The organism is Schlesneria sp. (genome assembly GCF_036405755.1).
Taxonomy (GTDB): domain Bacteria; phylum Planctomycetota; class Planctomycetia; order Planctomycetales; family Planctomycetaceae; genus Schlesneria; species Schlesneria sphaerica.
Map to the genome: position 1 here is coordinate 1 of NZ_DASWWZ010000217.1, position 14124 is coordinate 14124.

The 14124-nt window shown below is 56.1% G+C and carries 12 protein-coding genes; 4 read left to right on the forward strand and 8 right to left on the reverse strand.

The annotated features are described in order from the left end of the window. Positions 1-619: 619 nt before the first annotated feature. Positions 620-1942, forward strand: a complete 1323-nt coding sequence (locus VGE80_RS07435; RefSeq protein WP_373652799.1) for a PQQ-binding-like beta-propeller repeat protein — start codon at positions 620-622, stop codon at positions 1940-1942. A 105-nt stretch (positions 1943-2047) separates the two neighbouring features. Here the strand turns inward: VGE80_RS07435 and VGE80_RS07440 are convergent, their stop codons facing one another. The 4 genes from VGE80_RS07440 to VGE80_RS07455 form a co-directional block, all read right to left on the reverse strand. Further along, positions 2048-3619, reverse strand: a complete 1572-nt coding sequence (locus VGE80_RS07440) for a sulfatase family protein (protein ID WP_440592196.1) — start codon at positions 3617-3619, stop codon at positions 2048-2050. 16 nt (positions 3620-3635) lie between these two features. Next, positions 3636-5267, reverse strand: coding sequence for a sulfatase family protein (locus tag VGE80_RS07445; protein WP_440592197.1), 1632 nt, complete (start codon positions 5265-5267; stop codon positions 3636-3638). Next, the gene (locus VGE80_RS07450; protein ID WP_440592198.1) at positions 5264-5743 is read right to left on the reverse strand and encodes a carboxypeptidase-like regulatory domain-containing protein; all 480 of its coding nucleotides are present in this window, start codon (positions 5741-5743) and stop codon (positions 5264-5266) included. The genes VGE80_RS07445 and VGE80_RS07450 overlap by 4 nt, the downstream gene beginning before the upstream one ends. A gap of 142 nt (positions 5744-5885) precedes the next feature. Beyond that, positions 5886-7022 carry a DUF1559 family PulG-like putative transporter gene (locus tag VGE80_RS07455; RefSeq protein WP_440592199.1) on the reverse strand — a complete coding sequence of 379 codons (1137 nt, stop codon included), beginning with the start codon at positions 7020-7022 and terminating at the stop codon, positions 5886-5888. Positions 7023-7740: 718 nt separating this feature from the next. Between VGE80_RS07455 and VGE80_RS07460 the strand changes: the two genes are divergently transcribed. Next, entirely contained in the window at positions 7741-8649 is a 909-nt protein-coding gene (locus tag VGE80_RS07460) for a DUF6263 family protein (RefSeq protein WP_440592200.1), read from the forward strand. 168 nt (positions 8650-8817) lie between these two features. On the opposite strand, the gene VGE80_RS07465 is transcribed toward VGE80_RS07460, so the two are convergent. Then, the gene (locus VGE80_RS07465) at positions 8818-9750 is read right to left on the reverse strand and encodes a sensor histidine kinase (RefSeq protein WP_440592201.1); all 933 of its coding nucleotides are present in this window, start codon (positions 9748-9750) and stop codon (positions 8818-8820) included. 456 nt (positions 9751-10206) lie between these two features. Between VGE80_RS07465 and purM the strand changes: the two genes are divergently transcribed. Together purM and VGE80_RS07475 are read left to right on the forward strand one after the other, a co-directional pair. Further along, positions 10207-11271 (forward strand): phosphoribosylformylglycinamidine cyclo-ligase, encoded by a 1065-nt coding sequence (gene purM / locus VGE80_RS07470; RefSeq protein WP_373652792.1) that lies wholly within the window; start codon positions 10207-10209, stop codon positions 11269-11271. Positions 11272-11288: 17 nt separating this feature from the next. Continuing rightward, on the forward strand, positions 11289-12107 hold the full coding sequence (locus tag VGE80_RS07475; RefSeq protein WP_373652791.1) for an ABC transporter permease: 819 nt from the start codon (positions 11289-11291) through the stop codon (positions 12105-12107). A gap of 161 nt (positions 12108-12268) precedes the next feature. Here the strand turns inward: VGE80_RS07475 and VGE80_RS07480 are convergent, their stop codons facing one another. The 3 genes from VGE80_RS07480 to VGE80_RS07490 all read right to left on the reverse strand — a co-directional run. Then, positions 12269-12517, reverse strand: a complete 249-nt coding sequence (locus VGE80_RS07480; RefSeq protein ID WP_373652790.1) for a hypothetical protein — start codon at positions 12515-12517, stop codon at positions 12269-12271. Between the two features lie 23 nt (positions 12518-12540). Next, positions 12541-12978 (reverse strand): hypothetical protein, encoded by a 438-nt coding sequence (locus VGE80_RS07485; RefSeq protein WP_440592202.1) that lies wholly within the window; start codon positions 12976-12978, stop codon positions 12541-12543. 323 nt (positions 12979-13301) lie between these two features. Beyond that, positions 13302-14124, reverse strand: an 823-nt coding sequence (locus VGE80_RS07490; RefSeq protein ID WP_440592203.1) for an acyltransferase family protein, incomplete at its 5' end; no start/stop codon positions are given.

The following is a 14124-nucleotide window of genomic DNA, read 5'->3' on the forward strand; positions in this document are numbered from 1 at the left end:
GGCCTGAGTCGCATTCAGGACTTGCAGGGCGGGCCGTCCACTCTCTTCCACGATCGCCTCATTGGAAGGAAAAAGCAATCCTTCCCTGAGGAGCGACCCGTCGGCTGCAGCGGTTGCCAAAGCGGTCGATGTATTCCGTTGCGCGCACTAACGGGGTGACACGGGGTTGTTCGGACTTGCGGATCGTCGGTAATCGTTCCGGATGGATGGAGAGCAGGACAATCATGGGAGCGGGCTGTGGAGACTGAAAGGAGATTTCATAACCAACACGAATCAACGTTGCAGTTCCCCGCTGTTCCCGAAGGATGAGCGATGACACAAATCGAACTCAGGTCATGTGGGGAGACGTCGATCGCAAATACAAAGCCGCGATATGCAATTACGAGAACTCGCCTTGGCAGAGACTTGCTCGAAGACTCTCAGTCCGTTCTGTAACAAAATCCTCTCGGCAATGGACGTCGTGATCCGTAAAAGCCCAGGGACCTGCCCTGTTATCTGATCGCAACTGAATCGCGAGTCGGTTCCTTCCTGAAGTGTGCTACATTACCCCCATCCGAAAGGTAGTGGCGCCAGGCAAACTCTGCCGCCACTGCAATCATCTCTCTTGAAGGGACGAGGCATGGATATGGCCGCACGCAGCCACAGTTCTTTTTGGGCTCCTGTCGCCCTGTTCGTTCTCGCCGCCAGCGGCCACTTTTCCAGCGCTGAGGACTGGTCCCAGTTTCGCGGCCCAAATGGCTCTGGAACGGACAGCAAGGCGGATCTTCCGCGGGAGTGGAGCGCGACCAAAAACCTTCGCTGGAAGTACGAGCTTCCGGGACCCGGATCGTCCAGTCCCGTCATTCATGGCGACCGAGTCTATGTGACGAGTTACACAGGTTACGGGCTTCCGGGAGAAGAAGGCGGCGACATTCAACGGTTGACGCGTCACGTGACATGTCTCGATCGCGACCAGGGAAGTCTGGTCTGGAGTCAGACCGTGGCCGGCACACTGCCGGAAGATCCTTTTCAGGGCTACATCTCTGAACATGGTTACGCCAGTAGCACTCCGGTCACCGACGGCGAACGGGTGTTCTGCTTCTTTGGCAAGGCAGGTGTTGTCGCCTTCGATCGCGACGGGAAGTTGCTTTGGCAGACCCTTGTCGGAAGTGAATCAAGCATTCGCCGCTGGGGATCGGGGGCAAGTCTCATCCTCTACGAGAATCTTGTCATCGTGAACGCCGCTGAAGAGAGTCGTTCCCTGCGAGCCCTGGATCAGTCGACCGGCAGTGAAGTCTGGAAGGTCGAAAGTGAAGCGCTGGAGCTTGCCTACGGCACGCCGGGGCTGGTGAAGTTGAGCGAGTCGCGGACAGACCTGGTGATGGCCCTCCCTGGAGAGGCATGGGGGATCGATCCCAGGACGGGTGAGAAACGCTGGCACCTTGATCACGATTTGACAGGAACCATCTGCCCCAGTGTCATCACGAACGGCCAGACCATTTACATCTTCGGTGGCTTTCGATCCGCGGGAAGTCTCGCAATCAAGATTGATCCCGTTGACGAAGCGGCGACGCCTGAAATTCTGTGGACCAGTCGCAGCAGTTCCTACGTCGCGACACCAGTCCTGTTTGAAGATCATCTCTACTGGATCGACGATCGGGGTCAGGCATTTTGTATCAACGCAACGACGGGAGATCAGATCTATCGCGAGCGTGTGGCGGAATTCGAAGCGGGGGGGCGGCCAGTCTATGCGTCACCAGTCGTCGCGGCGGGACGAATTTACGTTCAGTGCCGTTGGGCGGGAATGCTGGTGCTCGATGCCAGGCCGGAATACGAGCTACTGGCCCGGAATCAGTTCAACGATGATGAGAGTGACTTCAACGCCACGCCAGCCATCGTGAACGCTCAACTCTTCGTTCGTTCAAACAGATCTCTTTACTGCATCGGCAAGGGACAGAAATAGGCCAGTGAAACGACCTCGAAGATCGTTTCACTGGCCTGAGCCGAAGATTTCGGGCCGGATTTTGCGACCCCCAATCGTAACGTTGACTGCGCCGCCTTCAGCCAGTTATTTAGCGGACGACTTTTGCGGTGCAGGCTCTTTCGATCCGTTCGCGTTCAATGTTTCCTGAAGGGATTTCAGAACGGTCTCTTCCTGGCGGCGGAGCCACGTTTCGTAACCTTTGCCCCGTCCGCCGACATATTGATATTGCTCAAGTTCGCCAAAGGTTCCCAGGACTCGGGGATCACCTTCTTCCTTGAGAAGTTGCACCATTTGAGCCCGCAGTCGTTGCACGTCATTCTGGAACGCGAGTTCATTGGCCAGGTTATTGACACAATCGGGATCGTCCGTGATACGGTACAATTCATCGGGAAGTCGCTTACCGAAGGAGAGGTCGTAGTAATACCCCTTCAATACCTTGATGACTTCTTTGGACGGACTGGGATCGACGTTGCCAAAATCGGTTTCTGGATCGCCTGCTGGCCATCGTTCCGGGTGAAAGTTGTGAACGTACAAGAACTCTTTCGTCCGGATGGCACGAACGGGATAACCTTGATCGTGAATGCGGCCGATGTCATGACGTTCTTTTCCAACGAGCATCACGTCGCGGTTTTCAATGTATCCGGAGGTCTTTGAACGAAGGATGTTGGTCAGACTGCGGCCAGTGATCTGTTCATGGGGTGCCGCGCCAGCGACTTCCAGAAATGTGGGTGCGAAGTCTCTCACGTTGACAAAATCCTGCACCACTCGACCTCCCGGAACACCAGCCCCCCAGCGAATGGCGAGTGGCAGGTGGAACGCGTCGTCGTGAATTTGTCCTTTTACAAACGGGAACGGCATCCCGTGATCCGATGTGACGACGATGAGGGTGTTGTCGAGTTGTCCCGTCTTCTCGAGAACTGCCAGCGCCTTGCCAAGCTGAGCATCTCCCCATTCGACTTCCAGTGCGTAGTCCAGTAAATCGCGTCGGACAATCTCGGTGTCTGGGAGGTAGGTAGGGACGTTCACAGAATCGAGCGATTTACCCGACCTTGCTCCCGTATCCCACTCGTACCCGCGGTGCGGTTCATGGAAACCAATCCAGAAGAAAAACGGCTTGTCGGCCGGTCGCTGTTGCAGAAAGTCTTCAAAGTTCCCTGCATAGTCGTTCTTGTTGATTCCGGTGGTGGGGGATTCCTGCTTGAGTTTGTCGTACACAGGACCGACGGGATTTCGAGTGCGGCCGCTCGCCCTGAAGTCGCCGGGACCCCAGCCCTTTCCTGTATAGCCGATTGTGTAACCGGATCGTTCGAGCAGGTCGGGAAAAGTTTCAAATCCCGACGGGAAATTACCATTGTGTGACACGGCCTCGCGAAGTTGCCAGGTATTACGGCCCGTCAGAATGCTTGCCCGGCAGGGACTGCACTTAGGATTCGAGGTGAAGGCGTTGGCAAAGTGAATCCCTTCGCGTGCAATCCGATCGAAGTTGGGTGTATTAATCCACTGGCACCCGGCAACACCGGAATGCCGGCTTCCTCCCCAGTCGTCAAAGATGACGAACAGGATATTTGGGGGCGAAGGGAGATCGGCGGCGATCGACATGGACGCGTCGATTACGAGCATGAGTGCGAGCGAGAAGGAGAGGCTGGTCTTTGTCATGAGAGCGAACTCCGTGTCAGCGGTCGACTGGGGTGACAGGTGGTCCACCGACGGGTGGAGTTTCGAAATAGGATCCTTCATCGATCAGACGGGGATCGCCAGTCTGCTGCAGTTCCTGCAAAAGCTGACGCTCCAGTGTGACGCGGGCATTCGCGTATTCCGCATCATTCGCGACGTTCTTAACCTGGTGGGGGTCCTGTCGGAGGTCATACAATTCTTCCCGCGGACGTTTACCATAAACCCAGTCGAAGTGAGCCTTCCAATGTGGAGAGCGACGCTGACTCACCAGCCAGGCTTTGGTGGGGCCCGCGTCTTCATCGGCCAACGTAATCCGAGTATTTTCCGTCACCTCTTCGACCGTCGGAGGCTGATCTCCGTCCAGCCGGTGAGGGTCGCCCAGCGGCCAGCGATCAGGCCGAAAGTTGACGATGTAGAGATAATCGTGCGTGCGAATCGCACGTTGCGGATATGGCAGGTAGCCAGCACGAGCACTGTCCACGTGGCGCTCTCTTCCGGTGTAGATGGCCGTACGCTGCGGATCAACCTGTCCTGACTTGTCACCCTTCAAAATCTTTACCAGGCTGCGACCCGTCATCACTTCGGGGATGGGCAACCCGGCCAATTCAAGTACCGATGGTGCGATGTCCGTCAGACTGATCAGATCATCGACGACACGACCGCCGGGGGCGCCACCCCAGCGGACCAGGAGTGGGACTTGCGTTCCGAAGTCGTACAGGTTGCATTTCCCATGTGGGAAGCCCGGGGCGCCGTGGTCGCCACTGATGATCAACAGCGTATTGTCCAGCTCACCGATTTGCTCGAGTCGTTCAACAATCAGGCCAATCGCGCCGTCAAGGGCGGCGATTTCTCCGAAGTAATCTGCCAGATCTTCCCGGACCTCAGGGACATCCGGCAGGAATGGCGGAAGCTTTCCTGCGAGGTCGTCGGGGTTCAGCCCCCATAATGCTTTGCCCGAGCCTTTCGTCCACTTTCGATGGACATTGGTCGGCCCAAACCAGTAAGTGAAGGGTTGGTCACTTCCGCGGTTGTTGAGGAACGCGTCAAAATTCGCCCGTACTTCATGGAAGAGTTCGGCTTTCGCTGCTTCGACAGTTTTTCCTTCGGCGACAAGTTTCGACGCGTTCTCGGAAAAATTGTTGAAGCGGCGACCTTCTGCCTCGTAGGCGAATTGCTGGCCACCGAAGGGAGCGTCGGAAGGGGTGCCGGGGGTCCAGACTTTGTGCGACTTTCCAATCCGATAGCCAGCATCCCGTAGCAACAGCGGAAATGCGGGACTGGATCCATCCCATTCTCCACGCAGCATTGATCCACGACCAGTTCGCCAGAAGTGCTGTCCCGAGACGAGTGCACTTCGACTTGGGGTGCAACTGGGGGAGGAAACGAAAGCACGTCGGAAGAGGACACCCTCCCCCGCGATACGATCGAAATTCGGGGTCCTGACCACGTCGTTGACGGTCCCAGGTCCGTCGAGGCGTGCGTAGGCTCCAGCGTGTCGTCCCCAGTCGTCGGCAAAGATAATGACGATATTCGGGCGCCGAGGTTGTTCGGCGGACCGCGACGGGCACGGAAATACAAAGGCAGTCAGCAGCAGAATGCCAAAACTCGATAAGGAAGTCGTGCGGCTCATCGTCGGGCTCCTGGCTTACGGGAGGCTTGCGATTCTGGGGCGGACGATTCCAGGTCGAAGTCAGCGACATTCGCCTTGCCTGGCTCAACAGTGAACGTCAAGGTCGACTGAGTGTTGTATTTCGTGGGGAGTTTTTCGCTGGAGCTGGGGTGGACTTCCCCGTTTGGGTCTTTCCAGGGATCGCGCCGCGTGGTGATGATGACCCGATGCTCCCCAATCAGGGCTCCCTCGCGGCCCTGCGTGAAATTGAGAGCGTATTCGCCGTTCTCGTCGGTCGTTGCACCGGCTGGCCGACCATTTTCAGGATTGAAGACGACCGCAGCGTAGGGCAGTGGCTCACCGTCCAGGGTGACGGTTCCACGGACTGAGGCGATCTTCGGGCCTCGACTGCAGCCCAGGCAAGATACCGTAATGAGAGCTGCCGAGATGCTCCAGATGATTGCGATCGATTGCTTTGGTTTTTTTTTGCTTGTCACGACACGGTTCCCGCGCAAGGTTTTTGTAGATTGAGATGGCGAAGCCCTATGAGGCAGACTCCGCCGGGTGAGGACGCTGTCGCGTCGTCACCCGACCTGGCCGTCACTCGATGAGTTCACTGGTGGTAGTCATTCGGGGTGATTAGAACTCACTTAACACCAGACCATCGGCGATGGCGTAAAGGCGCTGGTAGAGTCCGAATGCTCGACCGTTGTTCGCGTGATCGAAGGGGTCTGCTGGGATCCACGCTCGCGATGTATGGTGAATTTGCTCACTGACAAAGCGGACGGAGCCATCGCTCATGGCAAACTGGGCACCACCCGTGTGGGCACTTCCAGCCGTGCGATGGGGCTGGGGATTTCCCTGTGCCGCAGTCCAGTTCATGGCCCATTGCCCATCGTCCATCAATGCGTTGGTTGCGCCAGAGGCCCCTTTGGCGGCACCCGGCGTTCCGTCGACAGCGGCGTACCAGCGCGAGCGGTTGCCGCCACTGGAATCCATCCCCTGGTACTTCGTTTCACCGACCAGGAACGTGTTGGAAGTCCCATCGGTGAACTCGTGCAGGCGACGAGCACCGCTGTTGGAGCGTCCGAAGGCACCGTTCCACTGTTGCAGGTTAGCGAAATTTCCGGCAGCATCGCCCGACCATCCATCAAATGAGGCGGCGCTCCCCTGATAACTACTGGTGGCATTCCTGGGGATCGCACCATCATCAAGATTTGTTGTCGGAATGTCCTTCCCCTGGGACGGCTTGGCGTCGGATGGGCAACTGATCATGGCGATCACAGTCTGGCACAGCAGTGCGTTCGATAGGGTGCCACCGGGAGTCGTCGGTGCGGTTTCGGCCGCTTGCTGGGAGGAGTTAAACGAATTGAACAGCGGTCCCTGGTCAATGAAGGGAAGAATGGACCAGCCCCAGCCAAAGCCAGAGCCCCCCTTGTTGTCTGCCCAGTTGCCATCGAATCCGCCGAGGTACTGATGCCCGATGGGGAGGCTGCCGTACGTCTCATTGTAGTTGTGAATTCCCAGGGCAATCTGTTTGAGATTGTTTTTGCACTGTGTTCTTCGAGCGGCTTCACGTGCTTGTTGCACTGCGGGCAGCAGTAATGCAATCAGGACTGCGATGATCGCAATCACGACCAGAAGTTCGATCAGGGTAAACCCGGATTGGTGGCGCCCGTGGTGACGTCGCGTCGCTCCTGGTCTTAGTCCCGGGACAGCATCGACTTGATTTACGAGGAGGGGTCGGAATGTGGAATCGAAATCCTGCGGGGGCATGGTGTGCTTCTTTCTATGCCCAGGCGTGCCGGGCGACATGGACGTGCAGCGACAGAAGGAACGCTGGTGAGAACCGCGATCCAGCGCCAGCGGCATGAGGCGGGCGTTCAAAACCCGCAAGAAATATCATCAGTAGGGTTGGGTTTGTGCGTCAGGCTTTCTGGCAAAACTGCTCTGACGTTGACTTTGTGACCTGAGAAATTGAGCCTTTTCCTGTGGAAGGCTCTCTCTCCTCGCGACCTGAGGTCAAGCTGAGGAACGAAAATAAATCACTAGATGAGTCGTCTTTTAATCGTCTTCTCGTTGATTGTCAATGAGTCTATTCATGTATTTTGTTTGACTATCGAAATAGCGAGTGAAGGAATTGTGGAGAGCTATTGGGTGGCCCAGGTTCTGCGCTCGATTGTCGAACCAGCCTGATGGATCATCTGAAGTTCCACTCTCGCGTGTGAATTCGCCGACCGGTTGGCCTTAATCCCGTCAGTTGATGGGGCCAGATTCGCCGAGATTCTGAAAGGGGGGGCGATGCGAAACGAGATGGAGGCTTGAAAATTTTGCGAAGACTGACATTCTGTCTTTGAAAAGGAATTCTTTTTGATCCACTCCGATTCCGGGTTCGTTCCGCTGTTCACATTTCACTGAGACGCGTTGTTCTTTCTTCGAGATTCCTCGCAGAGACGCGGCTTGGTCGCCATGCCATTGCATTGGAAGTCCCATCATGCTCCGAACGCTCGTGCTCTCGACATTGACTGCCGTTCTTTCTGCTTCGCTGGCCTGCGCAGAGGAAGTCAATCTGAAGTTGAAGTTTGAAGAGGGGAGTAAGTCCGTCGTTCACCGCGACACGAAGGCGACACAGACACTGACTCTGGCGGGAATGGATGTGGACACGACTTCGACGTCCTTTGCAATTTCCCGTTCGTCAATTGGACAACGAGAGACCGATGGCACTTTGAAGGTCGAAGAAAAACTGGAGTCCTTGCAGAGTGAAGTGATCTTTCCCGGTGGCTCCGTTCAATTTGATTCAGCCAACCCCGATAAGAAAGCTGCGATTCCTCAATTGGAATCGCTGATGGAGATCTTTCGAGCCGCGTTCAGGCTTTCCGTTTCGGTTGAACTGGACGCTGATAACAAGGTCAAGTCCGTCAAACTGCCCGAGGGGGAATATGACAAGCTGTCCGAAGAAGCGAAGAGTCATTTTTCTCCCGAGTCGCTTCAGAAGACCTTTGAACGTGCTTTCGAGTTCCTGCCGAGCGAAGCGGTCAAGAAAGGGGATACCTGGGAACGGTCATCCGAAACCAACCTGGGTGCAGGACAGGTGATGAGCTTTCGGACGAAGTATGAATACGAAGGGACCGTCGAACAGGATGGCGAAACGCTCGACAAAATCACGGGCAAAGTGTTCGACGTCAACTACACCATTAACGGCAATCCGATGCTGCAAGTCACTCAGAGCGATCTGAAAGTGACCTCTTCCGAAATCATTCATCTGTTCAACCGCAAGCTGGGACAGGCGGTTTCCCATACGTCCAAGACACATATTGTCGGTCCGCTGACCCTGGTCATTAACGGCACGACACTACCTGGAAAGGTGGACCTGACCATGGAAGAGAAGTCCGAGCGTAAGTGAGCGGGCCGCTGTTTTTAGACGCGGACAACATTTGTAGACGCAAATGGTGGCGGCGGAACTGCATCCACCTTGCGTCTGGCATTTCCGAGACCTGCAGAAAAGTTTGGAGCTGCCAGCAGGTAAGAGACGTCCTGACAGACGGGCGAGGAATTCCTCTTTGTCGCTGTGTCATCTGGGAATGGTGACGGATTCGGGGAATTCGCGGTGTCCGGGCAGGTCGACCTCAAACACGCTGCCCGATCGACCAACCCGATCGTGAACGCTGACCCGCCCATTCAGTAATTTGACCAAGGTATGAACGATGTACAGACCCAAACCGGTCCCCTTCTGACGTCGGGTCAGTTCACTTCCGCCGCGGAAGAACATACCGAAGATGCGTTTCCGCAGTTCATGGGGAACCCCGAGGCCATTGTCGATGATTCTGATGATGACTCGACCCCGGTCCCCACCCCGGACCTGCACTTCGACCTGAGGTGGATCACCCGCATACTTGATGGCATTGTCGAGCAGGTTACGGAAGATGGTTTCGAGCACCAGGCGACGGGCAAAGACCATCATCGGCTGGACATCGTACGAGATTGTCTCTGCCTCTTCCCGCTTGTGATGGGCGCAGGCGGCCGCGCCACATTTCCTGAGGACGGCCTCCAAAGATAACTCTTCGGGATCGGACTGGGCACCAATCGCATCGATCCGACCGACTTCCAGTAATTGAGTGATCAAGTGATCGAGGCGTTCCAGTTCTTCTTCCATGACGCGATAGAACTTCGTGCGCTGTTCGTCACTGATCGACCGCATCTCGAGAGTTTCAAGATACAAACGGAGTGAAGCGATAGGGGACTTCAGTTCGTGCGTCACACTATCAATGAAGTTCGCCTGCCGCTGGTTCAGTCGGACTTCCTTGATCATCAGAAACAGGTAAAAGGAAAGTCCGACAAGGATCAGTGCAAACACCGCTACCCCGATGATCAGGGCACTCCAACCGGCAGAACGCGCCAGCACCGCGATCCAGAAGATCATCAGTGTCACGTTCAGGGTCATCAGGATGACACCCAGCGTGATGGGGATTCCAAGCGTCATTCGCGAGCGTAAGGCATCAGGCACAGTTTCAACTTTCTTCTGATGGTGTTTTCCAGCATTTCAGCATCGCAACTCGGTCAACGATGTCAACCGGATCGAGATGCGGTTCGTCCCCGGCGGGTGATCTCGTTCGATCAGCGTTTCCTGATGGAATCGTTCATCAATCCCGTGTGCACCTGGTGCCGGCTGTACCGTGGCTTCTGGACGGGTGAGAATCTCAGCAGGGATGGGACCGATGCCAAAATCCTGTTCGCGATCGGGAGTTAAGAAGTGACGACTCTCTCTTTGCAAAGTTTTGTTAAATATGCGGTTATGTCGCCCGATATTGGGTGTGGGCCGATGAGATGGGCCTTACGTGAGTCCTCGCTGAATTGAAGGGGCGCGGGGGGCTCACGAACTGACAACGCATGTGTAAGTCGCTATCATCCCATCGAGCCGAATTTGTCCCTTGATCCCCCGACCTGAAAGTTTTTGACCAGCATGGCGAACGTCACCTACAAGTCAGCAGGTGTTGACCTTGAGCTCTACGATGAAGCGATGCGACGATTGCCAGCGATGATGCAACGGACGTTCACGCCGCGGGTCATTCCTGTCGCGGATGCGTTCGCGGGGTTGATGCGACTGAACCATTCCAGTCGTCCGGGGGCTGCCAGCTATCAGGATCCGGTCCTGGTTTCGGGGACCGACGGCGTGGGGACCAAACTGAAAGTCGCTCAACTGGTGGGCAAGTTCGACACCGTGGGCATCGATCTGGTCGCGATGTCCGTGAACGATGTTCTTTGTCTCGGGGCAGAACCGCTACTGTTTCTGGATTATCTCGCTCTCGGAAAAGACAACCCGGACCTGATCGGGGCCCTCGTCAAAGGGGTCAGTGACGGCTGTGTTGAATGTGGAGCGTCCCTGCTGGGTGGTGAAACGGCGATCATGCCGGACATTTACCACGATGGCGATTTCGACATGGCCGGATTCTGTGTCGGCGTGGCCGAGCGATCTCGACTGATCGATGGGCGTGCCATTCGGCCCGGTGACGTGGTGATCGGCCTGCCGTCCAGCGGATTCCATTCCAATGGCTACAGCCTCATTCGCAAGGTCGTCTTTGGTATGGCCGGACTCGCAGTCGATCAACGCATCGACGAACTGGACCGCACCGTGGGAGAAATCCTGCTGGAACCGACGCGACTCTATCCGAAAACCATTCTGAAGATCTTGAAGTCCTACCGCGTGAAAGTAGCGATCTCAGGTCTGGCTCACATCACCGGCGGCGGGCTGAAAGACAACATTGAACGTTTGCTGCCGGAAGGATGCCGCCTGCAGATCGACCGGAATTCGTGGCCCGTTCCCCCGACTTTCACCTGGCTTCAGAATCTCGGGGGAATCGATCGGGACGAGATGTACCACGTCTTCAACATGGGGATCGGTTTTACACTGATTGTCCGTCCGACATTTGTCGAGAGCATTCGACGGCAGTTGACTCTGGCGGGGACTGAGCACTGGGTCGTTGGATCGATCAAGGCCGGTTCGCGCGGGGTCGACTACGTGTCGTAAGTGTAAGGCAGACGTTGATGGCGACTGTGCGGAAATACCGTCGAGTGTTCGGGACGTTCTTCCGGAATTCCTGCCTGCGCGAACTGACGTTTCGCAGCAATTTCCTGATCACTCTTTTCACTCGCGGCTTCTGGTTTATTGTTCAGGTCATCATGTTCGACCTGATCTACAGGAATGTGAACCAGATCAACGACTGGTCTCGTGAAGAGTACTTCGGGTTTATGGCCACCGGGATGCTGGTCAACGCCCTCGTCGAAGCCTTCTTCATGCCGAACTGTGCCCGCTTCAGTGAGTTGATTCGGACTGGCGATCTCGATTTTGCATTGCTCAAGCCAATCGATACGCAGTTTCTGGTCTCACTGGAAAAGATGGAACTGGCGATGGTCTCGCAAGTGGCCTTTGCGGTCGGACTATTGATCTATTCCGTCGTCGGGGCACAGCATTCCGTGACGTGGGTGCCAGTGGTGATGTATCTGCTGCTGATCGTGGCGGCAGTTGTCTTTTTTTACAGCCTGATGATCGGATTGGCGGCGACAAGTATCTTCTTCGGACGGAACCAGGGACTGCTCGATTTCTGGTTCTACGTCACCATCTTCGCGCGGTATCCCAGCAGCATCTACACCGGTTCGCCGACAGCGGAGGTGTTTCGGTTTCTGTTCTCGTACGTCCTGCCCATCCTGCTGGTCATCACCGTTCCTGCACGCGTGCTGCTGGGTAAGGCGCTGGAACCCAACTGGCTGAGCCTGCTGACACTCGCCTCAGCCGCGGCATCGTTCGCGGTCTCACGTCTGATTTTCAACTGGTCTTTGCAGCACTACCGAAGTGCCAGCAGTTAGTCCCCTGTCTGCGCGAGTTGCCGGATCACGGCGGCGAGTCCATGTCGCGGCATCCACCAGCCAGACCGCAGCGTCACTCCCCGCAGCGCTACTCCCCTGAGTGTAGCTTTAGTAGTGCAGCAGTCGCTTCAGGGAGAGAGGGGCAAGACGTCGTTCCGTCGTTATAACGCCGAAGTCACTTCGGTACCGGTCAGCCCGGCGAACTGTTCGCGGCGCAATGCCATGACGGAACGCAACTTCACCGCCTCGATGCCCCAAGCGGGGAAGGTACGACGGTATTCAAACGGGACCGTGACTTGTGAGGTCTGTTGCTGCGGAAGCGAATCGGCAGCGAGGTGCCGATGGCAACGATCCTGTCGCAGACGAAGGATCGTGTTGCCCGACTTCGTTGATCGAGTAATGACCGCCAAACGAAGAGGTCGAACGAAGTAGTCTACTTCTTTTTCTTCTTCGGCTTGGGCTCTTCTTCGTCGATGTCGAAATCGTCGAATTCATCTACCGACAACCCGTCATCACTTTCGTCGATCAGCATTTCGTCGCTGGTTTCGGAGAATTCGAATTCAGAGGAACCACTGCTGATGGCATCGCTCGATTCGTCCATCACATCGACACCGTCATCAACTTCATCGACGGTTTCGATTTCCTCACTGGCCGAAGAGTTGGTCGCCCCTGCCTTCGCAGCGGCCGACTTTCGTTTCCCGCCCACCATAATCCCGACGGGGATCAGCACGGCAGTCAGCGCTGCGAGAAGAGTCAATCCCATCGTGGCATACGCCATCCCCGAAAGATTCTCGGAGTGTGACAGCATGGCCCGGACGAGTTCGAAAACCAGATACGCGGCAGGAATCGCTGCGACCAATGACGTCAACATACGTTGCAATTTTGTCACGGTATTTAGATTCCCACAATCAATGAGTACAGGAGGACGTAGAGCTGTCCACGATCGTAATTTCCTTCACTAATCGGTCACAAGATCGGCTTGAGGAAAATCGCGACAACACACCAATTCGCTGATCGCGGCCTTCTTCGTGGCAAGCCTCGCCGGCTGGAGCGGTTGTAACGATTCTGACAGTGTTCGATCCGGACGAAGCGGGGAGACGGGACCGTTCAGAGAGGCTTTACAGAAATCCTCCCACTCGGGCACGCCGTGAATGGAGTTGGTGTCGGACAGGCAAAACTCCCCCGCGACGGGCCTCAGGCCGCTCGACGTTCCGAAACGAAAGCACCCGTGGGAGTCGAGAGTGGTTCGGCGGTGGTAGAGATTTGGTGTTCATCACGTCGATGGGACGGCTTCCGCGAAACCGCGGGGCGTTCGACGAGAGTCCACGACAACGCCGCACAGATCACCGTGATGACCGAGACCAGCAGCAGGTGAAGCGGGCTCCCTCCCAAATCGAGCTCTTTCAGGACATTGATGGCCAGTCCGTGGTAGAGGTAAACGCCGTAGGACAGATCCTGGTCACGCAGCAGCGTTCCGCTAAGGTTTCGCCATGAAAACGCGAACGAGAAGACAGCCATTGTCAGCAGTAGACGCCCCACCAGAACGGGCAGCGGAGATTCCGAAAGCGTTCCTTCACCCCATGGGTTCAACACCAGCATGTACGTGGCGAATGCGGCCAGCCAGACAGGAGCGCGGTTCTCTAAAAGCGGGCGCAGGTGGTCGAAGTTTCGCTGGATCAGAATGCCAAGCAAAAACATATGCAGATGGGGCAGAGGTGAAACCATCTGGAGTTTTGTCAGCATGCTGCCAGGGTTCGCGTGAACCGACAGGTAAAACCAGTATCCGAATGAGGTGAGCGCGAGACCACCGAGCGCCATCTCGGCCCCGCGACGACCGAGTCGATTGATGACACTGATGTAAATGAGGGGGAGTGATAGATAGAAACCCAATTCCACGGGGATGGTCCACAGACTGCCATTCAGCACTCCCAGGCCGAATCCACGCAGGAAGTCGGGATTAAAGAACTGAACACAACTTGCCTGAGCAGCGATCCAGGCGAGAAACGGAAGACTTGTC

Bases quoted from the DNA above. Each gene is read 5' to 3' on its own strand.
- VGE80_RS07435 (WP_373652799.1), top strand. From the start codon at position 620: ATGGATATGGCCGCACGCAGCCACAGTTCTTTTTGGGCTCCTGTCGCC.
- VGE80_RS07440 (WP_440592196.1), bottom strand. From the start codon at position 3,619: ATGACAAAGACCAGCCTCTCCTTCTCGCTCGCACTCATGCTCGTAATC.
- VGE80_RS07445 (WP_440592197.1), bottom strand. From the start codon at position 5,267: ATGAGCCGCACGACTTCCTTATCGAGTTTTGGCATTCTGCTGCTGACT.
- VGE80_RS07455 (WP_440592199.1), bottom strand. From the start codon at position 7,022: ATGCCCCCGCAGGATTTCGATTCCACATTCCGACCCCTCCTCGTAAAT.
- VGE80_RS07460 (WP_440592200.1), top strand. From the start codon at position 7,741: ATGCTCCGAACGCTCGTGCTCTCGACATTGACTGCCGTTCTTTCTGCT.
- purM (WP_373652792.1), top strand. From the start codon at position 10,207: ATGGCGAACGTCACCTACAAGTCAGCAGGTGTTGACCTTGAGCTCTAC.
- VGE80_RS07475 (WP_373652791.1), top strand. From the start codon at position 11,289: ATGGCGACTGTGCGGAAATACCGTCGAGTGTTCGGGACGTTCTTCCGG.
- VGE80_RS07485 (WP_440592202.1), bottom strand. From the start codon at position 12,978: ATGTTGACGTCATTGGTCGCAGCGATTCCTGCCGCGTATCTGGTTTTC.